Genomic DNA, 24,071 nt, shown 5'->3' on the forward strand with positions numbered 1-24,071 from the left:
GAGACTGCCGCCGTCTTCGGCAATGATTTTCCCGCCCCCGCCGTCATCCTGGAGGCTTGTTTCACCCGGCCAGGATGGGGGGCCATGCTCAAGGCGTTCACGCGGCATCCGGAGACCGTGGGCGAAAGCTATTTCGAGCATCTCTGCTCGGCCTGGGGTTTCGCCGCCACCATGGCGCTCGGCGCCCTGGCCTGCGCCCTTCACGGCCTCTTCCCCTTCGCCTTCCAGACGTCCGGCAGCCGCCGCATCCGCGAGCTGCACCAGCGGATGGTCACCCATCGCACGACGCCAAAGCCGCCGGTGCGTCTGCCGGCTTGGCTGCCAGGGTTGGCCCTCGCCGCCTTCCTGACCCTGGCGGCGACCCTCGCGGCCCAGGCGCTCGGCGCGCCGGTGGCGCCCTTCGCCCTCGTCGCCGGGTTCCTCGTCGCCGCGCCGCTCGCCGGACGGTTCGACCTGTCGCCGGGGCTGAGGGTGGCCGAGCGCCCGCTGCTGCGCGCCGGCGTGGCGCTCCTGGGCCTGCGCATCGCGCTCGGCGACATTGCGGGCCTCGGCGCGCAGACGCTCGTGCTGGTCCTGAGCTGCGTGGCCCTGACCCTGGCGCTGGGGTCGGTGGTCGGCCGTCTGTTCGGTCTGCCTAAGGGCTTCTCGATGCTTTCGGCCAGCGCCACCGCGATCTGCGGCGCCTCTGCCGCCATGGCGGTGTCCCAAGTCCTGCCGAAGAGCCCGGAGACCGAGCGCCAGACCGCCTATGTTGTGGCGGTGGTGGCCACGCTCTCGACGCTCGCCATGCTGGCCTATCCCGCCGTCGCCCACCTTGCCGGCCTGCCGCCCCAGGCCGCGGCAGTCTTCCTCGGCACCTCCATCCACGACGTGGCCCAGGTGGCGGGCGCCGGCTATTCGGTCTCGCCCCAGGTCGGCGACCTGGCCGTGACGGTCAAGCTGGTGCGCGTGTCTCTGCTGGCCCTGGTGGTGGCTGCGGTGGCTTTCTCGTTCGCCGGGGCTGCGCGGGAGGCGAAGGGGCCGGGGCGGGCGTTGCTCCTGCCGGGCTTCGTCATCGCCTTCTTCGTCCTGGCCGGGATCCGCAGCACGGGGCTCGTGCCCGCGTCGGTGCTGCCGGCCGCGACGTTTGCGTCCAATGTCCTGATCGGTGCGGGCGTCGTGGCCGTCGGCGCCCGGATGACGCTCGACGGGCTGAGGTCGATGGGCTGGCGCCCGCTCGCCGCCCTCGCCTGCCAGACCGCATTGCTCTGCGGCCTGGCCTTCGCGGCGGCGAGCTGGGTGGCCTGAGGCCTACCAGATCCGGACGCGCTCTTCCGGCTTCACGTACAGCTTGTCGCCCTCCTGCACGTTCCAGGCGTCGTACCAGCCGGGGATGTTCCGGATGGTCCCGTTGACCCGGTAGTAGGCCGGCGAGTGCGGATCGGTGGTCACCTGCTGGCGCAGGGCCTCGTCGCGCATCTTCTGGCGCCACACCTGGGCCCAGCCGAGGAACACGCGCTGGTCGCCGGTCAGCCCTTCGATCACCGGCGCCGGGGCGCCCTTGAGCGAGGCGCGGTAGGCGTCCAGCGCCAGCGACAGGCCGCCCATGTCGCCGATGTTCTCGCCCATGGTCAGGCCGCCCTGCACCTTGGCCCCGGGGAGGGGTTCGAACGCCGAATACTGCGCGCCCAGCTTCTCGGCCTGGGCCTTGAACTTGGCGTTGTCCTCGGCGGTCCACCATTCGCGCAGCACGCCGTCGCCGTCGGACTTGCGGCCCTGGTCGTCGAAGCCGTGGCTGATCTCGTGGCCGATCACCCCACCGATGCCGCCGTAGTTGATGGCCGGATCCGCGTCGGGGTCGAAGAAGGGCGCCTGGAGGATGGCGGCCGGGAACACGATCTCGTTGTTCGCGAAGTTGTAGTAGGCGTTCACCGTCTGCGGGGTCATGCCCCATTCCTTCTTGTCGACGGGCTGGTCCAGCCGCGCGACCCGGCGCTTCCAGTCCCACGCTCCGGCGCGAAGGGCGTTGCCGTAGAGGTCGTCGCGCTTGAACTCGAGTCCGGCATAGTCCCGCCACTCGGTCGGATAGCCGATCTTCACCGTGAATTTGGCCAGCTTCTCGAGCGCCTTGGCCTTCGTCTCCGGACCCATCCACTCGAGAGTCTCGATCCGGGCGCGCATGGCGGTGCGGATATTGCCCACCAGGTCGTCCATCTTGGCCTTGGCCTCGGGGGTGAAGTAGCGGGCCACATAGACCCGGCCGATGGACTCGCCGATCGCCCCGTCCATGAACGCCGCCGCCCGCTTCCAGCGCGCGCGCAGCTCGGGCTGGCCGGCCAGCTCCTTGTCGCGGAACTGGAAGTGCGCCTGCACGAACCGGGTCGACAGCAGCGGCGCCGCGCCATCGGTCAGGTGGAAGGCCTGCCAGGCCTTCAGGGTCTCCAGCGGGGTCTCGCTATAGACCTTGGCGAACTTCGGATAGGCGGTGTTGGTGGTGACGATGATCCGGTCCACCTTGGGCAGGCCGGTCTCGGCGAGGTAGCGGTTCCAGTCGAAGCCCGGGGTGTAGGCGTTGAGCTCGGTCGGGCTCATGGGATTGTAGGTCTTGTCGCGGTCGCGCCGCTCGACCCGGCTCCAGGACGCTTCGGCCAGCTTGGTCTCGAACTCGACGATCGCCCTGGCGTTCTCGGCGGGCTTTTCCCATCCGACCATGGTCAGAAGCTGTTCGATGTAGGCCTGGTACTTGGCCTTCTTCTCGGCGAAGTCGGGCTGCAGGTAGTAGTCGCGGTCGGGCAGGCCGAGCCCGCCGGTGACCGACATCACCGCGTATTTCGTCGGCGACTTGGCGTCGATGCTGACGAAGACCGGCATGATCGAGGTGAAGCCGGTGGTGCTGGACTTGCCCATCAGGGCCGTGAAGTCGTCCTTGCTCTTCACCTTCCGGATCTGGGCGAGCTCGGGCTCCAGCGGCTTGGCGTCCAGCTTCTCGGCCAGGGCCTCGTCCATGAACGCGGCATAGGCGGCGCCGATCTTTGCCGCGTCGGGATCGGTCAGCTTGCCGGCCGCCGCCTCGTCGAGGATCGCATGCACGCGGGCCTCGGACAGTTCGCGCAGCATCGCGAAGTTGCCGTAGTTCGTCCGGTCGGCCGGAATCTCGGTGCGCTCCAGCCACTTGCCGTTGGCGAACTTGAAGAAGTCGTCGCCCGGCTTGACCGAGCGGTCCATGCCCGAAAGGTCGAAGCCCCAGGTCCCGTATCGCGGCGAGGCCAGGGAAGCGGCGGCGCCGCCGGCGCTGGGGGTGTCGGCCGCGAATAGCAGTTCAGTTTCACAGGCCGTGGTCGCGCAGTCATGGAGCTCATGCGCCAGCGCGCCCGCGCCGGAGAAGGCGAGGGCCGTCGCGGCGCCGGCCAGGAGCAGGAACTTGCGCGTCTGGTGGATCATGGGTCTCATCTCGATGGTCGTGGTGCGGTTTCCAGGTCCGAACCCGCTGAGGACGCGCAACAAACGGTGAAAATTGGCCAGGCGCAACCGCCTCGCGACAGGCGGACGCGATAAACCGCCGAGTTGGCGCGGCGGGAAGCCTACTGGCCGTTGATCCAGCGCTCGCCGCGACCGTTCAGCCCGCCGGCGGCCGGACCGAGCAGCCGTTGGTAGGTGTCGCGGATCACGCCGTAGCATTCGCAGGTCAGGGCCTGCAGGCCGGCGCGGTCGATGATGTCCACCACCCCGCGCCGATAGCGGATCACCCCCTTTGCCTGGAGCGAGCGGGCCACCGCTGTCACGGTCGTCCGCTGCACGCCCAGCATGTCGGCCAGGAATTCCTGCGTCAGGGCCACCGTGTCGGTGGAGATGCGGTCGTGGCAGGTCAGCAGCCAACGGCAGAACCGGGCTTCAACCGAATGCAGCGCGTTGCACGCCACCGACTGGATGGCATGGCCATAGAGCGCCTCGGTGTGGCGATCCACCAGGTGCCGCAGGGTGGCGCTGCGCTCCCAGGCTTCGTGCAGTCGCTCCGCGCTGATCCGCGCGGCCCGCAGGGGCGTCTGGACGATGGCGCGCGAAAGCGACTGGCGCGGCGCGACGGCAGCCATCAGGCCGAGGGCTCCCTCCGGACCGATGGTCGTGCTTTCGATCGCCTGGCCGTTCTCCATCAGCGTCATCAGTGAGATCACGCCGTCATGCGGAAAGTAGATGTGGTCGATCTGGTCGCCGGGATCGTAGAGCAGCCGGCCCCTGTCGAGCTCCACCTGCACGATATGTTGGGCGAACCGCGCCAGATCGGCTGGCGGGAGCGCGTCGAGCAGGCTGTTTTGCAACGCGGGGACTGGCCTCTGCATCGGGAACTTGAAACGCCGTTCTACGGCTTAGGTTTCAAGTTATAGAGGCCCGCGAAGCTAGACTGTCGAGAACTCGACACTCGCACAAAGTGCAATGCCGGCGCGCCTGCAATTCTCGCGACAAGCATTTGCGAAGGAAGGTCGTACAACCGCCGATTTGTGTCGGGCAGCCGACTTATAAATAGCTGGATGGCCTTGCTGGGGGAGAATCAGGTCGAATTGATCCTTGTCCAGTACAGGCGCGGCGGATCGTCTGTCCGCCGCGCGTCGTCCTTCAAAATTCTAGTTCAAGTTGAGGTCGCGCCGCTCGCCAACGTCGGGCGTCGACTTGCCGACATTGGCCTTCACGACTTCGAAGGCGTACTTCAGCAGGCCACCCTCGGTGATCCAGACGGCGGCGTCCGCGACGTCGAGTCGCAGCAGGGTCAGTGCCGGATCGCCCTTTCCATCCGGGTACCAGGCCGCCACGTGCGCGTTCCAGTAGCGGTCGATGCGCTCACGGTCGTGCTCCAGGGTGAGCCGGCCATCCAGGCAGGCCTGCAGTTTCCGGTCCTGGAAGATGAACGATCCTTCGGCCCCGCCGGTCGAGGCGATCGTTTCGGCGAGGTCAGTCTCCCTCCGGGTGAAGAACCAGATCGTGTTGGTGTCGCGCTCAACGAAGCCGGTCATCGGCTGGTAGTGGTGGCCATCACCGGGCACGCCCAGCATACCAGTGTTCTGTTCCTCGATAGCTTTCCAGAGTCGATCGCGGACCTCGGCGTTGCTCAGGCTCATGGCGTTCATCCGTCTCGTGTTGAAGGGCGGGCTCACAAATCCTGGCCGGCCTTTGAGGTTCCCTGGCTTGACCGTTCGGGCCGGCCGGAGAATTCCATCTCCATCAGTAGGAGATGCCGATGTTCCGCATGGCCGCCGCCGCACTGCTCGCCCTGGCTCTGGCCGCGCCCGCGTCGGCCGCGCCGCCGCCGCGACTCAAGATCAACGACTACGCCCAGCTCAGGACGCCGCTGCCCTATCCCTATGACGAAAAGGCCGACGCCAGCGCGGCGGTCGACCGCGCTCTCGCGCGGGCCCGCAAGTCGGGCAAGCTGCTGCTGGTCGACATGGGCGGCAACTGGTGCGGCGACTGCCGGATCCTGGCCGCGACCATGGAACTGCCCGAGCTCAAGGCCTTCCTGTCACGGCACTACGAGATCGTCCTGGTGGACGTGGGGCGCATGGACAAGAACCTGCACATCCCCGCCCGTTTCGGCGTGAAGGACCGATTGGAGGGCGTTCCGGCCATCCTCATCGTCGATCCCAGGAGTGGCCGTCAGATCGTCGGCCGCGCCCAGGTCGCCGCGCTCTCCGACGCCCGCCACATGACTCCGCAAGACCTGGCCAACTGGCTGGCCCAGTGGACCCGGTGAGCGGTCACGGCGCGCGATAGACGACCTTTCCGTCGACCACGGTCAGCACCGCCCGCCCCTTGGGGATCTCCGCCTCCGGCGCGGTCATCAGATCGACCGAGAAGGCGGACAGGTCCGCAAGCTTGCCGACTTCCAGCGTGCCCAGCTCGGTTTCGGCGAACCGGGCGTAGGCAGCTGCCGACGTGAAGAGCTTCAGCGCCTCTTCGCGCGACAGCGCCTGCTCCGGGCGCCAGTCTGGACCCGAGAAGCCCGACAGGTCCTTGCGGGCCACCGCGGCGTAGAACTCGACCAGCGGCGCCCCGCGCTCGACCGGCGCGTCCGAGCCGCCGGCCACCAGCACCCCGGCCTTGCGCATGCCGTCCCAGGCGTAGGCGCCGTCCAGGCGCGGGCCGCCCAGACGGGCCGGCGCGAAATGGAGATCGCCGATCGCGTGGCTGGGTTGCATCGAGGCGATGACCCCCATGTCCGCGAAGCGCGGGATATCCGAGGGCCGCACCACCTGGGCATGTTCGATCCGCCAGCGCAGGTCCTTCACGCCCACCGACTTGTATAGGTCCAGCACATTGGCGTTGCCGCGGTCGCCGATGGCGTGGCTGGCCACCTGGATCCCGGCCGCCTTGGCCTTCTCCATCGCCGCGCGCATGGCGGCCGGCGGGGTCAGGACGAGGCCGGTGGTGCCGGGCGCATCGGCATAGGGGTCGAACAACGCCGCCCCGCGCGAGCCCAGGGCGCCGTCCTGGTACAGCTTGATCGCCTGGGTGACGATCAGCCGGTCCTTCGTTGTCCGCGGGCCGCCGCTGAACAGCGGGCCGGCTTCTTCGCCGTCCACGGCGTTGTAGACCCGGAGGGGCGAGCCGCCGGCGGCGTTCATTTCCTCCAGCAGCAGGACGTCCGCCCAGTCCACGCTCATGGCGTGGACGCCGGTCCAGCCGTAAGCGGTCTCAACCTTGAAGGCGGCGTCGAAGGCCTCACGCCGGTCGGCCTCGGTGGGCGCCCGGCGCAGCTTGCCGACGAGGCTCATGGCGTTGTCGACGAGAAGGCCCGTCGGCTTGCCGTCCTTGCCCTTCAGGATATCGCCGCCCGCTGGCGCGGGGGTGGTCTCGTCGATCCCCGCCGCCTTCAGCGCGGCCGAGTTCGCCACCAGGGCGTGGCCGTCCGCCCGGACCAGCAGCACCGGCTGATCCGGGGCGATCGCGTCGAGGTCGCCGCGCTCCAGGAACCGGCCCTCGGGCCACCCGGTCTCGATCCATCCCCGACCCCAGACAGGCCCGGTCGGCTTGCGTTGGGAGAGGTAGGCCTTGACCCGCCCCACCGCCTCGGCAGCCGATTTCGAGCCCTCCAGGTTCAGCGAAAGCTCGCGCTCGCCGATCCCGCGCAGGTGGGCGTGGGCGTCGGTGAAGCCGGGGAACAGGGCCGCGCCCTTCAGGTCCACGATCTGTGTCTGGGGGCCGACCTTGGCCTGGGCGCCCGCGCGGTCGCCGACGAAGACGATCCGGTTCCCGCTGACGGCCAGAGCCTCTGCCCTGGCCGGCGCTGCGCCCGTGTAGACAGGGCCGCCCCAGATGACGAGGTCGGCGGCCGGTTGGGCGCTCGAGGCGCTGGCGGACGAAAGGGCGACGACGGCCGCGGCGGCCAGAAGCATGAGTCTCATGCCGGCCAAGCTAGCGTCGCCAATCGCGGCGCCTAGTGCTCTCCGCCCTCCATGGCGTGCTCGTAGACCGCCTTTGCCGCTCCGGCGAGCGTCTGTGCGCACGTGGTGAGCGCCGCGTTGCCCACGAAGGTGTCAGCGGCCTGGGCCAGCTCCATCAGCTCCTCCGCCAATGCGGCCAGCTTCAGATAGACGTCGCGGTCGGTCATGGGCCCAGTCTCCGGCGGTTCGCTGAAGCACGCCAGCGCGCCGTGTGCTAGAGGGGCCGCCATGTCACGCGTATCGGAAATCCTTGCGGCCGCCGGCCGACGGCCGATCATGGCCTGGGTCTGGACCGCCGGTCTGGTGGCCATCGCCTTCGCCTTCCGATCGACCATGCATGGGGTCCTGGGCGGCAGCCTCTCCTATTCGGCCTTCTATCCGGCGGTGATCCTGTCGGCCTATGCGTTCGGGCGGGGTCCGGCGATCGCCGCCGCCCTGGTTTCGGCCGTCCTCGGCTTTGCGGTTTTCGCCGCGCCGTCCTTCGACTGGCAGCTCGCGCCGAACGTCCTGATGGGCGCGCTGTTCTTCGTCATCACCTGCGCCGTCGCCATCGTCGTGATCACCGGCCTCACCGGCGCGCTGCGTCAGGTCTCGCACGAACTCGGTCGCGCCCAGGCCGTCGCCGACAGCCACGCGGGCCTGTTCCGCGAACTCAACGACCGCATCAGTCATCACATGCGCCTCGTCGCCGGCGTCCTGGCCCTGCAGGCCAAAGGCGAGCCCGAGCCGCAGGTGGCCGATGGCCTGCGTCGCGCCATGGAGCGCTCGCTGCTGATCTCGCGAGTTCACCGCGACCTTGGGGGGCGGGAGGACGGCCCGGTGGACCTGGACGCCTTCGCGGCCGCGCTCGCCCGCGCGGTCTGCGTCGCCCGGGACGAACCAGCCGAGCGGGTGGTGATCCGCCCGTCCGGACTCAGCCTGGGCGTGGAGGAGACGACCTCGCTCGGGGTCGCCTTGGCGGAGTGCCTCGGCGCGCTTCTGGAGGCCGACGTCGCCGGCCCGCTGGCCGTGAGGTTCGGGGCCGACGGTCGCCAGGCCGAGGTCGCCATCTCCGAAGCGGGCCAGGCCGCCGAGGGGGTGCTGGTCTCGGTCTCGAACGGCTACCTGCTCCGCGCCATGGCCGAACAGCTCGGCGCCGCGGTGGCCCTTCGCGCCGATGCGCAAGGCGCGGCCCTGGTGTTGTCGATCCCGCGGACGGGGGCGGTCGGGCCCGGCCCGGCCGCCACCTTCCACTAGCTAGTAGCCATTCAGCAGCACGTCGGCGATCAGGCCGGTCGCGAGCGCCATCAGCACGAGATTGCCGTCCGCATACACCCAGCGGTGGCCGGGCGGGGGAGCCCGCAGGCCGTAGTAGTAGGGGTCCTGCACATAGTAGCTGCGGTAGGCGCGCGGCACGTAGGCGCCGCGGCGCCAGGTGTAGCCCCGGACGACGGGGTGATAGCCGTATCCTGGCGCGTACCAGTAGCCGGGGCGAACGCCGCGATATCCGCGCCATTCCGACCGGTCGCGCCAGGTTTCGGCCCGGCGGCGGTCATAGCGTAGCTCGCGCCGGCTCTCGCGCACCTCACGGCGATCGCGCTCCAGCTCGCGCCGTTCGCGCGAGGTGATCACGCCGTCGCGCCGTGCGTCGCGGCGATCTTCCTTCAGTTCGCGCCGATCCTCGCGCAGCTCCCGCCGATCTTCCCGGCGCTCGTGGCCCGGCTGGGCCGCCGAGGTGACCGGCGCGGCGACGGTGGCCAGAGCCACGGCGGCATACAGTATTCTCTTCATCTCGAACTCCTCGGGCCTTACGCGCCCCAGCCCGGCCAGGGGATCAGCTCCGCCCTGAACCCAGGCTGAACCCCCAGCTTCGGCTTCGGTTCACCCTAGGGCATCTGGCGCAGGGATTGCAGCAAAGGGTTCAACCCGCTTGCAAGCTCGCCCCTTGGCCCTATTCGAAGAAGGCGCATGAAAGCCAAGCCTGCACGCCTCACCGATCTGCTGCGCGCCCAGGCGGCGCCGGCGCAGGCGTTGCTGGATTCCTGGTCCGAGATCGAGACGGCGGTCCTGGCCGACAGCGGCAAGGCGCGGGAAGCGTTTTCCGCCGCCGCGTTCGAACTGCCGCCGATCGCCGGCGCCATCGCCGATCGCCGGGCCCTGGCCGCCGCGGTGCTCACCGCGCGGGGCGATGTGTGCCACGCTGACCCAGCCTACCTCGACCTCTTCCGGGACAGCGCGGACCTGCGCCCTCTCCTGAAACGGGCGCTTCGCGAAGGGCCGGTCGTCAGCCTTGTGGAAGGGACCGCCGGCGCGGCCTTCGCCGCCTGGGTGGGCGACGCTTCGGCCGCCGCCCGCTGGCCGTTGGGGCCTGACGCCGCGGCCGCCCTCCGCGCCGGTCCGGAAAGGCTCGCGGTGGTGGTCAGCGCGCCGTCGCGCTCGTCCGAGCTCGCGCGCCATGCGGCCCGCGCGCTGGACCTCACGGCGCTGGAGGCGCGCCTCGCGGAGGCCCTCCTCTTCGCGCCGAACCTCGAGGTCGCCGCCGCCGACGCCGGCGTTGGCCGTGAGACCGCCCGCGACGCCCTGCGCCGCATCAACGCCAAGGCCGGCGTGCGCCGCACGCCCGAGCTGGTCGCCCGGCTCGTCGGTATCATGTGCGCGTCGAGCGACACCGTCGGTGAGGAGGCCCGCATCGCCGAGGACGCCTTCGGCCTGACTCCCGCAGAGGCCCGGGCCGCCGTCCTGGTGGCCAAGGGCGCCACGGCCCCGGAAGCCGCCAAGGTCCTCGGCCTCAGCCCGGAGACCGTCAAGACGCATATGAAGGCGATCCTGGCGAAGACCGGCGTCAAGGGCGCCAAGGACCTCGCCCGGCTGCTGATGGAGGCCCGCGAGCTCGTGGCTGTCGCCTCGGCCTCCGAACCGATGTTCGCCGAGGAGGGTGGGGGCGGCCGGCTTCGCATCCTGCCGTCGCTGGACGGCGCCCGGCGCATCGCGCTCATCGACTACGGGCCCTACGACGGCGAGCCGGTGTTCGTCTTCCACGGGACGGCGGCCGGACGCCGGCTTCCCGAAGGCCTTCGCGCGGGTCTCGTGGCCGCGGGGCTGCGTCCCCTGGTGCTGCAGCGACCCGGCTTCGGTCTCACCGATCCCGCCGGCTACGACTATCTCCAGACCGGCGCGGCCGACATGGCGGCGGTGATCGAGCGCCTGCGGCTGAAATCCGCTCACATCCTGGCCCGTGATACCGGCGCGCCCGTGGCCCTCTCCTTCGCCCGCGACTGGCCGCACCTGCTGGGCCGTGCGGTGCTGCTCAATCCGCACCCGCCGATGTCGCGTGTCGATCACCGCGTCAGTTTCCTGGCCTCGGTCCAGCGGCACCTGCTGCGAAACCCGGAACTCGTGGCGACCTTCGCCGAGTTCCTCCGTCGTCAGACGACCACCCAGACCCTCGAGCGGGTGCTGGACAGGAGCCTGGGTGAGGTGGAGCCCGACCGCCACGCGCTCCAGGATCCGGCCGTCCGCGATTTCCTCATCCGCGACATACAGGCTCTCTGCGCCCGGTCGGTGCGGGGCTTCGCGGCGGAGAATGCGGTCTACGCCGCGGGCTGGGAGCCCCCGGGGGACCTGCCGCAGCGCCTGTGGACGGTGGCCGCCTGCTCGGAGCTGCCGCGCCATGTGCATGAGCCCTGGCTGCCGGTGGCCGATGTCCGCCGGGTGCGGATCGAGGGCGCCGGCATCCTGCCGCAATTCACCCATCCCGACGCCCTCGTCGCCCTGCTGACCGACTGACGGTGGCGCCCCCATTCGGGGGAGGCCAGGCGCCGCGCCCGGCCCTAGCGTCGCAAGCCTGAGGGTTTTCGGGGGCTTACGATGAACAGACTGATGATGTTGGGCGCGCTCTGCGCCGGGCTGGCCGTGACGCCGGCGACGGCTCAGCCGCTGCAGGTCAGCTATCCGGGGGATGCGACCATGGACTGTCCGACGATCGCCGCCGAGGCGTCGCGGATGGACCTGCTCGTCGCCGACGCCAACGCCCAGATCGCCAAGGCCGAGGGCCAGGCCCGGGGCGCCAACTTCGGCGCCTCGGTGGCGGTCGAAGGCATGCTGCGCACGGGTCTGCTTGGCCGGATGCCCGGTGCGGGTCAGATCGCCAACCAGGCGGCCAACGTCGCGCGCCAGCGGGCCGAGCAGGTCAAGGCCCAGGCCGCCGCCGACATCCAGACGGCTGGTACGCGCAAGGCCCTGCTGTCGGGCCTATACGCCGGCAAGGCCTGTGATGCGCCGCCCCCGGCCCTGCCGGAGGCGCCGGCCGCCGCCGGGCCGACCGGCTCTTAACTGCGATCCGGACGCCGCACGCCGCGCGTGTCCCTAGAGACGCGCGGCGTGCGGCCCGGCCATCCATGACTCCGCACAGGCCGTGCCCTGGGGAAGCCCCCCGCGACCCCGCCGGCCTGGTCATGGATGGCCGGACCCGGTCGTCGGCCCGCCCGGCTGGGGCTCGCCTCGTTGGTGAACACTGTTGCGTTGCAGCATGGCCTTGATCCACTCTGACCCCATGGCGGCTCCGCGAACCTCCCTGGGCGGTCTCTTATCCGAGGCGCTGATCAACCTTGTGGTGGCGGGGGCGCTCGTGGCCCTGGCGACCGTCGCGCGGGCGGCGCTGGCGTCCCAGCTCGGCCTCCTCTCTCCGTTCATGATCTATGTGGCGGCGGTGCTGGTGGCCGGCCTGGTGCGCGGCGCCTTCTGCGGGGCCATGGTCATGCTGGGCGGCGGGCTGCTCGGCCTGCGCCTGTTCCTCAGTCCGGACGGCGTCGCGGCGCCCGGCTCGATGATCGCCCTCATGGTGTTCTGGGGCGTCTCGGCTCCGGTCCTGGTCACCGCCAACGAACTCCGGGTCCAGCTCACGCGCGCCATGGCCCGGCTTTCGGCCGCCCTCGACCGGAACGGCCGCGTCGCCTGACGGGCGAAGGTCGCATCGCCGACACAACTGTCGGGGGAATGGGTGTATAGTGTGACCTCGTCCCACGCTCCCGCCTGGCGTCGAGGGAGTTCCGAACGTGCCCCTTTTCACCTTCTACCCCTGCCGCCCCGACGGATCGTCGATCGCTTTCGACGCTCTGGAATGCGCGGACGACTCCGGCGCTCTCGCCGTTGCGCGCCGGGTGCTGGACGAACATAGAAGCTCGGTCGAGGTGATTATCTGGCAGGGCGAACGGCGGGTCGGCGCCGTCTCTCGGATCACCGATCCCGCCTGAACGCCGCGGGTCGCCGGCGCACTTGCCCTTCGGCGTCGCATCGGCCAAAGCCTCAGGGATGTCGAGGGCTTCCCACACGGACCGCGCCGTCCTGGCTGTACGCATCCTGACGGCGGTCAGCGTGGCGCTGGCGCTTATGTGCGCCGTGCTGGCGTGGCTCTGGAAGACCGAACGGGAAAACGCCGCATGCTGGAAGGCTGCGGCCGAGTTTCAACTTCAGCTCGAGGGCGGTTGCGACGCCTGAGGCGTTCGTGACGAGCGGGGGGGCGCGCGTGATCCGATCCGTCCTGGCGGCCCTTGCCGTCATGCTGGCCACGCCGGCCGCCGCTGAGACAGTGCTGTACCGGGGCGCCACGCTGATCGACGGGACCGGCGGGCGGCCCCGCCCTGGCATGTCGGTCCTGGTGGAGGGCGAACGCATTCGTGCGGTGCTTCCGGCCGATCGGCTGCCGCCTCCCGCCGGCGCCCGCGTGGTGGACCTGACGGGCAAGTACCTGCTGCCCGGCCTGATCGACAGCCACGAGCACCTCGCCACGCCGCCCAATCGCCGCCGCGCCGAGGCGATCCTGCGCCGCGACCTGTTCGGCGGCGTCACCGCGGTCCGGGACATGGCCGACGACCTGCGGGCCGTCGCCGACCTCTCACGGGCCAGTCTCAAGGGCGAGATCCCGGCGCCGGACATCCACTACGCCGCGCTCTTCGCCGGCCGCTCGTTTTTCGACGATCCCCGGACCGCGGCCACCACCTACGGCTTCCGGCCTGGCGAGACGCCCTGGATGCAGGCGATCGACGAGCGCACGGACCTGCGCCAGGCCGTCACCCTGGCCCGTGGGACCTCGGCGACCGCGATCAAGATCTACGCGAACCTCGACGCCCGGCTTGTGCGCCGTCTTGCCGCCGAGGCGCGCCGCCAGGGCCTCAAGGTCTGGGTCCACACCGCGGTCTACCCCGCCACGCCGGCAGAGGTGGCCAAGGCGCGGCCCGACGTGATGTCCCATGCCTGCTCGCTGGCGCACCAGACGGCCGGCACGCCGGCGAGCTATCAGTCCCGCACCCCGATCGCCGCGTCGCGGTTTCTGGCGTCCGACGATCCGGGGGTCGGCCGCGTCCTCGCGCTGATGAAGCCGCGCGAGATCATCCTCGACGCCACCACCAGCATCTACCACCAGCCGCGTCCCAGGCCGGGCCTGTGCTCGGGCGAACTGTCCGACGCCCTGGTGCGCCAGGCCTGGCAGGCCGGCGTTCAGATCTCGGCCGGGACCGACTGGGTCGCGCCCGCCGCGGACCCCTGGCCGACATTGCACCACGAACTCGCGGCCCTGGTGAAACTGGGCATGCCGCCTTCGGAGGTGATCCGGGCCGCGACGTTCAACGGCGCCCGGGCGGCGGGCCGTCTGTCCGACATGGGCTCCATCGCGCCTGGAAAGCTCGCCAACCTCATCGTGACGGACCGCGATCCCACGGCCGACATCGAGAACCTCAAGACCCTGGAACTGACCGTCAAACGCGGCCGGGAGCACCGGCGCGCCGACTTCGTCCCGCTCTCCGAGGCCGACCTGGAGGAGGCGTCGTGAACCGCCGCCAGGCCCTTGGCCTGGGCGCCGCCGTGGCGGCGGGCGGCGTGGCCACCTGGTTTCTCCAGACCCGGCCGCCGCCGGCCCAGCGCCTCGAGATGACGCCGGTGGTCCGCGCGGTCCTCGGCGATCGGGGATCGCCCCACGCGGGGGCTGACGCGCCCGACGTCACCGTCGTGGTCTTCACCGACTACCAGTGCGGGATCTGCAAGATGACGGACCCGGCCCTGACGGCCCTGCTGGCGGACGACCCCAACGTGCGGGTGATCTACAAGGACTGGCCGATCCGTGGGCCCGCCTCCGACGCCGCCGCCCGCCATGCCCTCGCAGCCGACCGCCAGGGTCGATACCTCGCCGTCCATCAGGCGTTCATGGCCGCCCACGGTCCCCTCGACCCGATCCGGTTCGACGAGATCGCCGGTGGGGCCGGCGTGGACGTCGTGCGCCTGCGCGCCGACCTCGACCTTCACGGCGCCGCCATCGACGCCCAGCTTCGCGGTCACGCGCTGCAGGCCTTCTCCCTCGGCCTCGCCGGCACCCCGGCCTACCTGGTCGGCCGCTATCTCATCCAGGGGGGGCTCGACGAGCGGGCCCTGGCCGCCGCTGTCCGCCGAGCGCGCCGCGGGTGAACTCGGGGCCGACTGACCCGTTCATGAGGGCATGAAGTCCCTGATCCCTGCCGCTGTGGTGGTCACCGCCCTGATCGCGCTGTCGCTCGCGGGGTGCGAGCGGCCCGCGCCCGTGACCTCCGCCGAAGACGCCGCCGTCGCCGTCGATCCGCCCCCGCCTGGCGCCACCACCGGCGCCGGCGGCGCAGCGACAGCATCCGTCGACCCGAACCCAGCTGGGGCTGGCGCCGTCACCGGCGCCGACCCCGAGGCGACGACCTCGGAGATGGGCGCTACCTCTCCGATGGCGGTGAATCCGTCCGGGGCCGTGCCGCCGGCGCCTCCTCCGACCCTGCCGCCCAACTAGCGTTCATCGCACCGACAGCCGGAGCGTGGCAGGATCGCGGGGCGTTCCATGGAGCCCCTGACATGCCAGACCCCCGCATTCTCGCCGCCGCCGCTGCGGGCGGCCTCGTCGCCTTGGGAGCCGCCGTGGGCGGGCTGTTCATCGGGCAGGGGGTCGAGAACGCGCGTGTCGGCGATCGCAGCGTGACGGTGCGCGGCCTGTCCGAGCGGATCGTGAAGGCCGATCTCGCGGTGCTTCCGCTGAAGTTCGCCGCCGCCGGCGACGACCTGCAGGCGGTCCAGGCCGACGTCGATGTCGACACCGCCGCGGTCCGCCGATTCCTGGCCACCCAGGGCTATGCGCCCGCCGAAATCGACCTTGGCCGGCTGGAGGTCACCGACCAGTACGCCCGCGAGTACCAGCAGCAGAACGTCGCCGCCCGCTACCGCGTCGCCCAGACCGTGATCGTGCGCACGTCCAACGTCGACCGTGTGCAGGCCACGACGCGTCAGCTCGACCAGCTCCTGCGCCAGGGCGTGATCCTCCAGGACTACGCCGGGCCGAGCTATCTCTTCACCCGCCTCAACGATGTGCGCCCGCAGATGATCGCCGAGGCGACGGCCAGCGCGCGCTCCGGCGCCCAGCAGTTCGCCAAGGACGCCGGCGCCTCTCTGTCGGGCATCCGTTCGGCCACCCAGGGCTCGTTCGAGATCCAGGGGCGCGATGACATCGGCTACGAGCCGAACGGCCAGGTGTTCAAGAAGGTCCGGGTGGTGACGACGATCACCTATCGCCTGCGCTAAGCCGTCAGCATCCGGTTGCGCCGGCGCAGCGCTGCGCCCGCCCCGCCGAAGCCCAGGATCATCAGCGCCCAGGCGCCGGGTTCCGGCACGCCGGCGACGCCCAGGCGCTGGCTGGAGCCGACCAGACCGATGTCCTGCGGACCGCCCGCGAAGCTGCCGCGCACGTAGGAGACGCCATTGCTGTTTGGAAGTCGCTCGATGGACTGACCATAGCCCCAGATCAGGTTGGTCGCGCCAGCCGGTCCCTGCGTCACCGTAGCGTCGACGAAGCCGGCCGCGGTGAACCAGGTCGAGCCCGCCACCAGGCCGTAGTTGGCCAGGAAGGGATTCCAGGTCGCCGCTTCACCGGCCGCGCTGCCGTACCAGCCGGAGCCGAGGGACACATAGGCGTCGCCCCCGCCAGAAAGATAGGCGTCCAGGTCGGCGAACTGGGCGCCGCTGAATCCCTGTCCGAAGTGGAACACCGCGTCATAGCCGCTGGCGGTGGCGAGGCTGAAGGTGGCCGACGTCTGCACGGTCTTGCCCAGCGCCGTGAGTTGGGCGGTGAGCGAGGTGAGCTGGCCGCTCGACACGTTCCCGTTGCCGGTCAGCAGCAGGTAGTTCGAGCCGCCGAAGGTCGTGGCCAGGTCCTGGACGAAAGCCGTGGTCCCGGCCTGATAGGGCGCGCCGTAGGCATAGTTGCTCAGCGTCCACTCATCGCCCGAGGCGACCAGCACGCCGGCGTTTGCGGCGCTCGCCACCGCCAATGATCCAGCCACCCCGCACAGCAGAATCCCAAACGTACGCATCACCACGCCCCCGACCGTTCAACGCTACAAGGACGTGCAACGTAGGCGGTCGCGGCCTGCGGCATATCCCCCGATTGGGGGCGCCGGATCAGGGGCGGCCAGCCGCCGCGCGGCCTTCCCCGCGGCGGCCGGCCGTCGTCTCAGATCGCGGCCACGGCGACGCGACGCCGGCGCAGGGCGGCGCCGGCTCCGCCGAAGCCCATGATCATCAGCGCCCAGGTGGCCGGTTCCGGCACCCCGGCGTTGGCGGCCATGGCGACGTTGTCGAGCCGGGCCGTTTCCACCGAAGGCGACCAGTCGCCCCACACCTGGACCTGTTCCAGATCGGCCAGGATCGCTTCGAACTGCGAGGCGCTCACATTCGTCCGCGTGCCGGTCGGCGATCCAGAATAGAAGCTGCTGGCGTTCAGCTTGATGCTGAACGTCGTGAAGCCGGGACTGGGCAGGCCGAGACTGTCTGCGAAGATGACCTTCCCGTTGGCGCCGGTCAGGACCAGCGGGGGGCGATTCGCGTACTGCGCTGACGGCGCGCTCGCGGCGAGGTCGAACGAGAAGGTCCCGTTCAGGAAGTCCGACTTGTCGCCGAGGTAGGCCGAGGAGGCGATGAAGCCGAAGTCGCCGAAGCCATGGTTTGGCTTGACGATGGCTTGGCTCGCGCTGTCCCAGGTGACGCCGATCCCGCCAAACCCCAGATACGACCCGAACGTCCAGCCCTCGGCGCCGGTGTCGAAGGTTGAGCTGATCGTCGTCGCTGCATGCGCGGTCGGCGCGGCCGCGGCCAAGGCCAGCGCCGCAATCGGCGCCGTGAATAGCTTGCGCATTTGAGTATCTCCGTTTCGGGGACCAGACCGCTAAGTCCCCGCACGGTTCGGAGTCCGCCCCACCTGCGACAAACCGCTGGCGTTTCGCGACGGGGCTGTTCGAATTCCCCTACTGGGCGAGCGTCAGTCTGCGAGCGCCCAGAGCAGCGCTGCGGCGGCGGCGGCCTGGCCGGCGGCGATCAGGATCAGGTTGGTGCGGAACGGCTGTTTGCGGGTCTTGTGGCGCAGGAGCTGCTGCGCGATCAGCGCACCGAGGCTTCCGCCCATCGCCGCCAGCGACAGCAGGGTCTGCTCGGGAATGCGGCGCGCGCCGCGCACCGCTCGCCGCTTGTCGTCGGCGAACGCCCCGAACGCCATCAGGTTCATCAACGCCAGCCAGGTCAGCGCATAGGCCATCCACCACATCATGGCGATGGCGGGCTTAATCGTGGCTTACGCTCGCTGGGCGCCGGTGGTCGGCCCCATCCCCTGGCCGCCTTCGGTCAGGCCGCCATAGCCGCTGCGCTGCTCGTCCCAGCGCTTCTTCAGTCGCCGGGCCTGGCGCACCAGGTCGTCCGCGCGCCCCGCGGACGGGTGAGGCGCCGCCTCGTCCAGGTCGAACATCGGCCGGTAGCCCTCGATCTCACCCAGGAGCTGAAGCAGCCGGGCGTTGCCGGCCTCGCGGCCTTCGCACCGTTCCAGCAGCGCCACGGCCTCCTCCAGCGCGGCCTCGTACTCATGGTCGTTGGTGATGGGCATGGGGTCCTCCTCGATGACCGTTCCTTCCCGAGGAGTGAAACGGTCACGCTGGCCACCGGGTTGCAGGTCTCACTCGGCGCCCGGCATCCACCCCCGCGCGCGCAGCCAGGCGGCGGCCACCGCCGCGCCATCTGGGCCCTCGCTGCCGGGGATCGCCTGCACCAGGGCGCCGCGCCCATTGATCACGATCACGCCCGCCGATGTTCCGTCCGTGCGCGCGAGCCCCACGGCGGTCGCGTCGGCCGGTCGCCCCGTGCGCGTCACCGTCAGCGGCCAGCGGAAGGTCTCGTAGAGCGGCAGTCCGGCCCGCGCCTCCATCTCCGCCACCGCCGCGCCCGAGCCGTCGTCCGGCCGCAGCGCCGCCGATGCGCCCGGCCGCTCTACCCCCTGCCCACCGGCCGCCGCCGGCGCCTCGGTCCGCGCCACATCGGCGCCCAGACTGGCCGGCGGCGCGGGCCAGAGACGACCCCACGGCGCCTGCGCCACGGCCAGCAGCGCCAGCGCCGCCGCGCCGAAGCCGAGCGCGGGAAGGAAGCTCGTCCGCCTCATCGCCGGATTGCCCTCCCGTCGGCGGATCAAGTCAAGCGCACGCGTGACGCCCGTCACGCCGGCCAGGCCCCCGAGGCTGGCAACCTCCACGGCGATCCCGCGGCCCCGCCGCGCCCGCCAAATGGAGGCGACCATGTCGGTGCTCTACTGGAACTGCGTCCTGCTCGAGGCCTCGCGCCGCGACTTCACCAAGGGCTTCGTCGGCGGGCAGCAACCCGGCCCGATCCGCACCTCGCGGGCCATGGCCATCGTCCATCTCGCCATCCACGACGCCGTGGCGTTCCACTCGGGGTCGGTCGGGTCCGCCTATCTAACCAAGAAGGGTATTCCTCACGCTGTCCCACCCCTCCCGGCGGGCGCGACCCTGGACGCGGTCGTCGCCGGCGCCGCCGTCACCGCCATACGCGCCATGTACCCAAACCACAGCGGGCCGATTGACGATTCCCTCTCGAATGAGACCGGCTACCCGGTCGGCGTCGCCATCGCCCGCGCACTGGTCGACTACAGGAGCCGCGACGGATGGGACGTCATGCTCCACGATGACCAGCTTCCGATGCCGGGACACTTCGAGCACCGCGCCGATCCCCACCAGCCGGGGGAGCCGGGGCAGCGCAGGCTCGGGCCGAAGTGGGGCAAGGTGTGGCGCTTCACAGACTCCGTCCTCGATGCGGACGGCCACGAGACCCACCACGAGCACCTCGATCCCTGGCCGCAGTCAGACTACCCTGCCCAGCTCCGCGAGGTCAGGGACCACGGCGGCGCCCAGCGGGGCGCGCGTTCGGCGGAGCAGGAGCGGATCGGCGTCTACTGGGGCTACGACGGCGCCAACGGCCTCGGTGTCCCGCCCCGTCTCTACAACCAGGTCGCCCGCAGGATCGTGGACGGCAAGGGGCTGACCGAAGCCCAGCTCGCCGACCTCTTCGCCCGCCTCAACGTCGCCATGGCCGACGCGGCCATCGACGCCTGGCACTGGAAGTATCACTACAATCTCTGGCGGCCGGCGGTCGGCGTCCGCCTGGAGACGTCGGCCGACGGCGATCCTTTCTGGTGTCCGCACGGCATCCCACGCACCAACAACACCCCCGGCCACTACACACCCGACTTCCCGGCCTACCCCTCCGGCCACGCCACCTTCGGCGCCGCGCTGTTCCAGGTGCTGCGCCTGGCGCTGGCGACGGGGAACGGGCCGATCCCCATCGCCGACGTCCTGGCCTTCGGCGGGGGCGAGAAGCCTGCCGCGGCGCCGAGTGAGACCTTCAGCTTCGTGTCCGACGAACTCGATGGCGCCTCGCTCGACGCGGACGGCTCGGTCCGCACCCGCGTGGAGAAGCGCTTCGACAGCTTCGCCGAGGCGGTCTGGGAGAATTCCGTCAGCCGCGTCTACCTGGGCGTCCACTGGCGGTTCGACGGCATTCCGAGCCCGGACGATGCGGCGTCTCCCATCGGCGGCGTCCCCCTGGGCCTGGCCATCGGGGAGAAGACCAACGACTTCTTCAACGCTGTTCCCGGCGCGATCAGCGATCTCCCCTGAGGCTGCGCGCGGTCGGCCGCTCCAGCGGCGCCGAGGGGTGCGGCGCCGCTGGAGCCTTCCGCCCGTCCGTGGCAGGGAGACCGCGCATCATCCAGGAGCGACCATGCGCGATCCCGCCACCGCCGGCTTCACCCTCAACCAGACCATGCTCCGGATCCGCGATCCCGAGGCCTCGGTCGCCTTCTACCGCGACGTCCTGGGCTTCACCCTGCTGCACAAGCTGGACGTCGCGCCGGCGAAGTTCTCGCTCTACTTCCTGGCGCTGATGCGCGAAGGGGAGACCCTGCCGGACGATCCGGCCGAGCGCCTGCGCCTCGTGTTCTCCCGCGAGACCACCCTTGAGCTCACCCACAACTGGGGCACGGAGAGCGACCCGGACTTCGCCGGCTACCACAACGGCAACGCCGAGCCGCGCGGTTTCGGCCACCTGGGGATCAGCGTCCCCGACGTCGCCGCCGCCTGCGCCCGGTTCGAGCAGATGGGCGTGCCGTTCGTGAAGCGTCCGGACGAGGGCATGATGAAGGGCATCGCCTTCATCCAGGATCCCGACGGTTACTGGATCGAGATCCTGTCGCCGAACGGCATGGCGGCCATGCTGGGCGGTCGCTGACCCCGCAGCCGACGGATTTTCTTTACGAAATCGAAGTTGCGAGCGTGGCAATGGGCTGGGATGGCCCCGCCCCGACCTGTCTCGCCCGCGCCCGGTTCCACGCCGCCCTGCGATGGCTGTCGCAACGGCTCCGAGTTCGCGGGCCGCCTGTCGATGGCCTTCCAGCCTATCGTCGACCTCTCGGACGGCAGCCCATTCGCCTACGAGGCCCTGGTCCGTGGGCCGGCGGGCGAGGGGGCCGGCACGGTCCTGGCCCAGGTCACCGACCAGAACCGCTACGCCTTCGACCAGCAGTGCCGCGTCTCGGCGATCTCCTGGGCCGCGAAGCTCGACCTGCCGGCCACCGGCGCGAAGCTGTCGATCAATTTCCTGCCCAATGCGGTCTACGAGCCGCGGGCCTGCATCCGCGCCACCCTGGCCGCGGCCATGGAGCACCGGTTCCCCACCGACCGGATCATCTTCGAGTTCACCGAGCAGGAGGTGCTCGACACCGCGCACATCCTCAACATCCTGCGCACCTACAAGGCGATGGGCTTCTCCACCGCCATCGACGACTTCGGCGCCGGCCACTCCGGCCTCGGCCTCCTGGCCACCTTCCAGCCCGACATCGTCAAGCTCGACATGGACCTGATCCGCGGCATCGACACCGATCGCGCCCGCCGCACCATCGTCGACCACACCTTGCGGATGCTCGAGGCGCTGGGCGTGACCGCCGTCTGCGAGGGGATCGAGACTGCGACCGAGCTTGCAGTCCTCCGCGACCTCGGCCTGCGCTACGCCCAGGGCTATGTGCTGGCGAAGCCGGCGTTCCAGGCGCTCCCGGCGGTGGCGCAGGCCTCCGCCCGCGACCGTCGCGCCGGCTGATCCGCCTCCGCACCGCACACGAAAAAGCCCCGCCAGCGTCGCCGCGGGCGGGGCTCGATCGGTCGATGTGGACCTAGGCTTACTTCTTCTCGGGCGTCATCGCGGCCTTGGCGTCGGCCGCGGCTTCGTTGGCGTTGGCGGCGGCCGTGTTCGCGGCGTCGGCGGCGGCGCCAGCCGCATCGGTGGCGGCGGCGGCGGTCGTGTCGGCGGCCGCGCCCGCGGCGGCGGCGGCGTCAGCGGCGGCCTGGCTCGCGCTGGCGGCGGCGTCCTGGGCGGCGGTGGCCGCGGCGTCGGCGGCCGGCGCGGCCTCTTCCTGCTTCTGCTGGCAGGCGGCCAGGGTCATGGCGGCGAGGCCGCAGATGGCGAGAGTGGTGATACGCATGTCATTCCTCCGGAAAGTCGGCACGGTGACCGGCCGCCGCGGAACTGCGTCGGTGGCCCCGCACCGTTCAACGAATTGTGAGCGGAAGAGTTCCCCTAAAGGCGATCCGATTTCAATCGCGGCCGCGTTCGATAGAGTTTTGGCGTCAGCCGGCCGCGCCGGCCTATGATCCGCCGGATCTCCGCATTCGCCGCCGCGATGCTGAGCCCCCTTCGGCATACCGCGTCGCCCACCAGTTCGCTCTGGAATTCCAGCCATCCCGCCCGGTAGTCGCAGGCCTGCACGAACAGCTCCCGGATACCCGGGCAGGTCTGCAGGGCGCGGTAGACCACCCGCGTCGAGGGTGCGCCCGGCTTGGCCAGCACCTCGCTCAGCGACGCGCCGGCGCGGATCCCATCGAACACAAGGTCCACCTTCGGTCCGGTGAAAGTGCTGGGCCGCCCGCCCCGGTCGCCGCGCCGGCGCTTGGCCCGCACGGCGTCCCGTTCCGCCAGCCGCCGGGCCGCCAGAGCCGCGCGCGCCTCGTCCACCGCCGCCCCGAACTCCGGAACCACCTGCATCCAGCGGAAGACCGTGCAGTATGCGGGCATCCGCGGATGGGCGGTGATCGCCTTCATCGTCTCGCCCTCGGCGATCCGCGACAGGATCAGTTCGCCCATCTCCCACGTGAAGGCGGTGTCCTTGTGGCCGGACTGCTTGTCCATCCACGGGATCGGCCGCTCGCGGGCGGGACGCGAATCGTCGGGCATGCCGGCAGGGTAGCGACGGCAGACGTCAGAACCGGACGCAGGCTCAAAACCGCTTTCTCTGCCCACCCTGGATCGCACCGCAGTTGCAGGTGGCGTGGATCATGACTGGCCGGCTCACCTCGCTGGACACCGTGACTCAACAGCCTTAACCACAACCCATGGGCGAAGTTGGAGGCGGGATGAACCTTAGTCAAAGGCTTCGCTTGTTCGCCATGAGGTTCGCGCGTCCGCGCCGCGTCGTCGATATCCACGATCTCAAGGCGGTCAATGTCGCAATGGTCGACGACCTGCTGCGCCTCCTTCCGCACGACGAGGCCATGGCCACCGCGATCGGAGGTGACTGGGACGCTGGCGGCGCCCGGCAGGCCGCGATCCTGCGTCACTACGGCCTTTGCGAAGACAGCTACCTCGTCGACGTGGGTTGCGGCGCGGGCCGCCTCGCCGGCCCGCTCTCGACGTTCCTGCGTGGTCGATACCTTGGCGTCGACCTCGTTCCCGCCTTGGTCGCCAACGCGCGCCGCGTCGCCGCCCGCCCGGATTGGCGCTTCGAGGTCATCGACCATATCGGCATACCCGAGACCGACGGCGTCGCCGACATGGTCTGCTTCTTCTCGGTGCTGACCCACGTCGCCCACGAGCAGGCCTACTGGTACCTGGAGGAAGCGAAGCGGGTGCTGAACCCGGGCGGCCGGATCGTATTCTCGTTCCTCGAGTACCGCGAGCCTTGGCACATGAAGATCTTCCACGAGACGGTCGCGAGCGCCAAGGCCCGGGTCTACACGCCGCCGAACGTCTTCCTCGACCGCTCCGGCCTCCAGACCTGGGCCGAAGACCTGGGACTTTCGGTCGTGGAGTTCCGCGACGGCGGCGACCCGATCGTCACGGAAGGCAACCTAGGCCAGGCGCTCTGCATCCTCGAAAAGCGCTGACCCCCAAAACCTCCCCCGTTTACGGGGGAGGGGGACCACGAAGTGGTGGAGGGGGCGGTGGGCTGGCCCCTCACCCCACGCAAAAACCCCGCCGGCCTTTCGACCGACGGGGTTTCCGTCAACTCATCGCTGAGCG

29 protein-coding genes are annotated in these 24,071 nt (G+C 70.5%); 16 read left to right on the forward strand and 13 right to left on the reverse strand.

The genetic code is table 11. The features are described from left to right. The first annotated feature begins 84 nt into the window (after positions 1–84). Positions 85–1,287: a putative sulfate exporter family transporter gene (locus DJ019_RS12715; RefSeq protein ID WP_111276408.1), complete on the forward strand. Its 1,203-nt coding sequence runs from the start codon at positions 85–87 to the stop codon at positions 1,285–1,287. A gap of 3 nt (positions 1,288–1,290) precedes the next feature. On the opposite strand, the gene DJ019_RS12720 is transcribed toward DJ019_RS12715, so the two are convergent. The 3 genes from DJ019_RS12720 to DJ019_RS12730 all read right to left on the reverse strand — a co-directional run bounded on the left by DJ019_RS12720 (position 1,291) and on the right by DJ019_RS12730 (position 5,090). After that, positions 1,291–3,420 (reverse strand): M13 family metallopeptidase, encoded by a 2,130-nt coding sequence (locus DJ019_RS12720; protein ID WP_111276409.1) that lies wholly within the window; start codon positions 3,418–3,420, stop codon positions 1,291–1,293. Positions 3,421–3,560: 140 nt separating this feature from the next. Beyond that, a complete protein-coding gene (locus tag DJ019_RS12725; protein WP_240606471.1) occupies positions 3,561–4,295 on the reverse strand; it encodes a Crp/Fnr family transcriptional regulator in 735 nt (244 codons plus the stop codon). Positions 4,296–4,598: 303 nt separating this feature from the next. After that, positions 4,599–5,090 (reverse strand): pyridoxamine 5'-phosphate oxidase family protein, encoded by a 492-nt coding sequence (locus DJ019_RS12730; protein ID WP_111276573.1) that lies wholly within the window; start codon positions 5,088–5,090, stop codon positions 4,599–4,601. A 119-nt stretch (positions 5,091–5,209) separates the two neighbouring features. Here DJ019_RS12730 and DJ019_RS12735 point away from each other — a divergent pair, with 119 nt between their 5' ends. Beyond that, complete coding sequence (locus tag DJ019_RS12735; protein WP_111276411.1) at positions 5,210–5,722, forward strand: thioredoxin family protein; 513 nt, start codon at positions 5,210–5,212, stop codon at positions 5,720–5,722. Positions 5,723–5,726: 4 nt separating this feature from the next. On the opposite strand, the gene DJ019_RS12740 is transcribed toward DJ019_RS12735, so the two are convergent. Together DJ019_RS12740 and DJ019_RS20980 are read right to left on the reverse strand one after the other, a co-directional pair. Next, a complete protein-coding gene (locus tag DJ019_RS12740; RefSeq protein ID WP_111276574.1) occupies positions 5,727–7,373 on the reverse strand; it encodes an amidohydrolase in 1,647 nt (548 codons plus the stop codon). 32 nt (positions 7,374–7,405) lie between these two features. Continuing rightward, positions 7,406–7,579, reverse strand: a complete 174-nt coding sequence (locus DJ019_RS20980; protein ID WP_165844001.1) for a hypothetical protein — start codon at positions 7,577–7,579, stop codon at positions 7,406–7,408. Positions 7,580–7,640: 61 nt separating this feature from the next. Between DJ019_RS20980 and DJ019_RS12745 the strand changes: the two genes are divergently transcribed. Beyond that, positions 7,641–8,648: a DUF4118 domain-containing protein gene (locus DJ019_RS12745; protein WP_165844002.1), complete on the forward strand. Its 1,008-nt coding sequence runs from the start codon at positions 7,641–7,643 to the stop codon at positions 8,646–8,648. On the opposite strand, the gene DJ019_RS12750 is transcribed toward DJ019_RS12745, so the two are convergent. Further along, complete coding sequence (locus DJ019_RS12750; RefSeq protein ID WP_111276413.1) at positions 8,649–9,182, reverse strand: RcnB family protein; 534 nt, start codon at positions 9,180–9,182, stop codon at positions 8,649–8,651. Between the two features lie 177 nt (positions 9,183–9,359). Here DJ019_RS12750 and DJ019_RS12755 point away from each other — a divergent pair, with 177 nt between their 5' ends. The 9 genes from DJ019_RS12755 (at position 9,360) to DJ019_RS12795 (ending at position 15,974) form a co-directional block, all read left to right on the forward strand. After that, complete coding sequence (locus tag DJ019_RS12755) at positions 9,360–11,177, forward strand: bifunctional helix-turn-helix transcriptional regulator/alpha/beta hydrolase (RefSeq protein WP_111276414.1); 1,818 nt, start codon at positions 9,360–9,362, stop codon at positions 11,175–11,177. 81 nt (positions 11,178–11,258) lie between these two features. Continuing rightward, a complete protein-coding gene (locus DJ019_RS12760; RefSeq protein ID WP_133255300.1) occupies positions 11,259–11,723 on the forward strand; it encodes a hypothetical protein in 465 nt (154 codons plus the stop codon). Between the two features lie 202 nt (positions 11,724–11,925). Next, positions 11,926–12,348 (forward strand): hypothetical protein, encoded by a 423-nt coding sequence (locus tag DJ019_RS12765; RefSeq protein ID WP_205854158.1) that lies wholly within the window; start codon positions 11,926–11,928, stop codon positions 12,346–12,348. Positions 12,349–12,445: 97 nt separating this feature from the next. Further along, complete coding sequence (locus tag DJ019_RS12770) at positions 12,446–12,643, forward strand: hypothetical protein (RefSeq protein ID WP_111276417.1); 198 nt, start codon at positions 12,446–12,448, stop codon at positions 12,641–12,643. A 58-nt stretch (positions 12,644–12,701) separates the two neighbouring features. After that, positions 12,702–12,887, forward strand: a complete 186-nt coding sequence (locus tag DJ019_RS12775; protein ID WP_111276418.1) for a hypothetical protein — start codon at positions 12,702–12,704, stop codon at positions 12,885–12,887. A gap of 28 nt (positions 12,888–12,915) precedes the next feature. Next, positions 12,916–14,217 (forward strand): amidohydrolase family protein, encoded by a 1,302-nt coding sequence (locus tag DJ019_RS12780; protein ID WP_205854159.1) that lies wholly within the window; start codon positions 12,916–12,918, stop codon positions 14,215–14,217. Beyond that, positions 14,214–14,846, forward strand: a complete 633-nt coding sequence (locus DJ019_RS12785) for a DsbA family protein (protein WP_111276419.1) — start codon at positions 14,214–14,216, stop codon at positions 14,844–14,846. The genes DJ019_RS12780 and DJ019_RS12785 overlap by 4 nt, the downstream gene beginning before the upstream one ends. 31 nt (positions 14,847–14,877) lie before the next feature. Further along, the gene (locus DJ019_RS12790) at positions 14,878–15,192 is read left to right on the forward strand and encodes a hypothetical protein (protein ID WP_111276420.1); all 315 of its coding nucleotides are present in this window, start codon (positions 14,878–14,880) and stop codon (positions 15,190–15,192) included. A 62-nt stretch (positions 15,193–15,254) separates the two neighbouring features. Beyond that, a complete protein-coding gene (locus tag DJ019_RS12795) occupies positions 15,255–15,974 on the forward strand; it encodes an SIMPL domain-containing protein (protein ID WP_111276421.1) in 720 nt (239 codons plus the stop codon). On the opposite strand, the gene DJ019_RS12800 is transcribed toward DJ019_RS12795, so the two are convergent. The 5 genes from DJ019_RS12800 to DJ019_RS20985 all read right to left on the reverse strand — a co-directional run bounded on the left by DJ019_RS12800 (position 15,971) and on the right by DJ019_RS20985 (position 19,005). Then, positions 15,971–16,714, reverse strand: a complete 744-nt coding sequence (locus tag DJ019_RS12800) for a PEPxxWA-CTERM sorting domain-containing protein (protein WP_165844003.1) — start codon at positions 16,712–16,714, stop codon at positions 15,971–15,973. The genes DJ019_RS12795 and DJ019_RS12800 overlap by 4 nt on opposite strands. A gap of 188 nt (positions 16,715–16,902) precedes the next feature. Continuing rightward, on the reverse strand, positions 16,903–17,583 hold the full coding sequence (locus tag DJ019_RS12805) for a PEPxxWA-CTERM sorting domain-containing protein (RefSeq protein WP_111276576.1): 681 nt from the start codon (positions 17,581–17,583) through the stop codon (positions 16,903–16,905). 123 nt (positions 17,584–17,706) lie between these two features. Next, positions 17,707–17,979, reverse strand: coding sequence for a DUF1294 domain-containing protein (locus tag DJ019_RS12810; protein ID WP_205854160.1), 273 nt, complete (start codon positions 17,977–17,979; stop codon positions 17,707–17,709). A 36-nt stretch (positions 17,980–18,015) separates the two neighbouring features. Continuing rightward, entirely contained in the window at positions 18,016–18,321 is a 306-nt protein-coding gene (locus DJ019_RS12815; RefSeq protein ID WP_111276424.1) for a hypothetical protein, read from the reverse strand. A 69-nt stretch (positions 18,322–18,390) separates the two neighbouring features. Continuing rightward, a complete protein-coding gene (locus DJ019_RS20985; RefSeq protein WP_165844004.1) occupies positions 18,391–19,005 on the reverse strand; it encodes a hypothetical protein in 615 nt (204 codons plus the stop codon). Between DJ019_RS20985 and DJ019_RS12825 the strand changes: the two genes are divergently transcribed. The 3 genes from DJ019_RS12825 to DJ019_RS12835 all read left to right on the forward strand — a co-directional run bounded on the left by DJ019_RS12825 (position 19,004) and on the right by DJ019_RS12835 (position 21,875). Beyond that, positions 19,004–20,401, forward strand: a complete 1,398-nt coding sequence (locus DJ019_RS12825; RefSeq protein ID WP_133255302.1) for a vanadium-dependent haloperoxidase — start codon at positions 19,004–19,006, stop codon at positions 20,399–20,401. The genes DJ019_RS20985 and DJ019_RS12825 overlap by 2 nt on opposite strands. Before the next feature lie 103 nt (positions 20,402–20,504). Further along, on the forward strand, positions 20,505–21,011 hold the full coding sequence (gene gloA, locus DJ019_RS12830) for a lactoylglutathione lyase (protein ID WP_111276426.1): 507 nt from the start codon (positions 20,505–20,507) through the stop codon (positions 21,009–21,011). Between the two features lie 60 nt (positions 21,012–21,071). Continuing rightward, on the forward strand, positions 21,072–21,875 hold the full coding sequence (locus tag DJ019_RS12835; RefSeq protein ID WP_111276427.1) for an EAL domain-containing protein: 804 nt from the start codon (positions 21,072–21,074) through the stop codon (positions 21,873–21,875). A 79-nt stretch (positions 21,876–21,954) separates the two neighbouring features. On the opposite strand, the gene DJ019_RS12840 is transcribed toward DJ019_RS12835, so the two are convergent. Next, on the reverse strand, positions 21,955–22,257 hold the full coding sequence (locus DJ019_RS12840; RefSeq protein ID WP_111276428.1) for a hypothetical protein: 303 nt from the start codon (positions 22,255–22,257) through the stop codon (positions 21,955–21,957). Positions 22,258–22,352: 95 nt separating this feature from the next. Beyond that, positions 22,353–23,006: a terminase small subunit-like protein gene (locus DJ019_RS12845; protein WP_111276429.1), complete on the reverse strand. Its 654-nt coding sequence runs from the start codon at positions 23,004–23,006 to the stop codon at positions 22,353–22,355. Between the two features lie 212 nt (positions 23,007–23,218). Here DJ019_RS12845 and DJ019_RS12850 point away from each other — a divergent pair, with 212 nt between their 5' ends. Beyond that, the gene (locus tag DJ019_RS12850) at positions 23,219–23,935 is read left to right on the forward strand and encodes a class I SAM-dependent methyltransferase (RefSeq protein WP_165844005.1); all 717 of its coding nucleotides are present in this window, start codon (positions 23,219–23,221) and stop codon (positions 23,933–23,935) included. The last annotated feature ends 136 nt before the right edge of the window (positions 23,936–24,071 follow it).

Origin of the sequence: Phenylobacterium kunshanense (assembly GCF_003254525.1) — a bacterium.
Classification (GTDB): domain Bacteria; phylum Pseudomonadota; class Alphaproteobacteria; order Caulobacterales; family Caulobacteraceae; genus Phenylobacterium; species Phenylobacterium kunshanense.

What these genes read in the sequence shown, in the direction of transcription:
- DJ019_RS12715 (WP_111276408.1), top strand. Translation starts at nt 85, where the DNA reads ATGCTCAAGGCGTTCACGCGGCATCCGGAGACCGTGGGCGAAAGCTAT.
- DJ019_RS12720 (WP_111276409.1), bottom strand. Translation starts at nt 3,420, where the DNA reads ATGATCCACCAGACGCGCAAGTTCCTGCTCCTGGCCGGCGCCGCGACG.
- DJ019_RS12730 (WP_111276573.1), bottom strand. Translation starts at nt 5,090, where the DNA reads ATGAGCCTGAGCAACGCCGAGGTCCGCGATCGACTCTGGAAAGCTATC.
- DJ019_RS12735 (WP_111276411.1), top strand. Translation starts at nt 5,210, where the DNA reads ATGTTCCGCATGGCCGCCGCCGCACTGCTCGCCCTGGCTCTGGCCGCG.
- DJ019_RS12740 (WP_111276574.1), bottom strand. Translation starts at nt 7,373, where the DNA reads ATGAGACTCATGCTTCTGGCCGCCGCGGCCGTCGTCGCCCTTTCGTCC.
- DJ019_RS20980 (WP_165844001.1), bottom strand. Translation starts at nt 7,579, where the DNA reads ATGACCGACCGCGACGTCTATCTGAAGCTGGCCGCATTGGCGGAGGAG.
- DJ019_RS12745 (WP_165844002.1), top strand. Translation starts at nt 7,641, where the DNA reads ATGTCACGCGTATCGGAAATCCTTGCGGCCGCCGGCCGACGGCCGATC.
- DJ019_RS12750 (WP_111276413.1), bottom strand. Translation starts at nt 9,182, where the DNA reads ATGAAGAGAATACTGTATGCCGCCGTGGCTCTGGCCACCGTCGCCGCG.
- DJ019_RS12755 (WP_111276414.1), top strand. Translation starts at nt 9,360, where the DNA reads ATGAAAGCCAAGCCTGCACGCCTCACCGATCTGCTGCGCGCCCAGGCG.
- DJ019_RS12760 (WP_133255300.1), top strand. Translation starts at nt 11,259, where the DNA reads ATGAACAGACTGATGATGTTGGGCGCGCTCTGCGCCGGGCTGGCCGTG.
- DJ019_RS12775 (WP_111276418.1), top strand. Translation starts at nt 12,702, where the DNA reads ATGTCGAGGGCTTCCCACACGGACCGCGCCGTCCTGGCTGTACGCATC.
- DJ019_RS12790 (WP_111276420.1), top strand. Translation starts at nt 14,878, where the DNA reads ATGAAGTCCCTGATCCCTGCCGCTGTGGTGGTCACCGCCCTGATCGCG.
- DJ019_RS12795 (WP_111276421.1), top strand. Translation starts at nt 15,255, where the DNA reads ATGCCAGACCCCCGCATTCTCGCCGCCGCCGCTGCGGGCGGCCTCGTC.
- DJ019_RS12805 (WP_111276576.1), bottom strand. Translation starts at nt 17,583, where the DNA reads ATGCGCAAGCTATTCACGGCGCCGATTGCGGCGCTGGCCTTGGCCGCG.
- DJ019_RS12810 (WP_205854160.1), bottom strand. Translation starts at nt 17,979, where the DNA reads ATGGCCTATGCGCTGACCTGGCTGGCGTTGATGAACCTGATGGCGTTC.
- DJ019_RS12815 (WP_111276424.1), bottom strand. Translation starts at nt 18,321, where the DNA reads ATGCCCATCACCAACGACCATGAGTACGAGGCCGCGCTGGAGGAGGCC.
- DJ019_RS12825 (WP_133255302.1), top strand. Translation starts at nt 19,004, where the DNA reads ATGTCGGTGCTCTACTGGAACTGCGTCCTGCTCGAGGCCTCGCGCCGC.
- DJ019_RS20985 (WP_165844004.1), bottom strand. Translation starts at nt 19,005, where the DNA reads ATGGTCGCCTCCATTTGGCGGGCGCGGCGGGGCCGCGGGATCGCCGTG.
- gloA (WP_111276426.1), top strand. Translation starts at nt 20,505, where the DNA reads ATGCGCGATCCCGCCACCGCCGGCTTCACCCTCAACCAGACCATGCTC.
- DJ019_RS12835 (WP_111276427.1), top strand. Translation starts at nt 21,072, where the DNA reads ATGGCCCCGCCCCGACCTGTCTCGCCCGCGCCCGGTTCCACGCCGCCC.
- DJ019_RS12840 (WP_111276428.1), bottom strand. Translation starts at nt 22,257, where the DNA reads ATGCGTATCACCACTCTCGCCATCTGCGGCCTCGCCGCCATGACCCTG.
- DJ019_RS12845 (WP_111276429.1), bottom strand. Translation starts at nt 23,006, where the DNA reads ATGCCCGACGATTCGCGTCCCGCCCGCGAGCGGCCGATCCCGTGGATG.
- DJ019_RS12850 (WP_165844005.1), top strand. Translation starts at nt 23,219, where the DNA reads ATGAGGTTCGCGCGTCCGCGCCGCGTCGTCGATATCCACGATCTCAAG.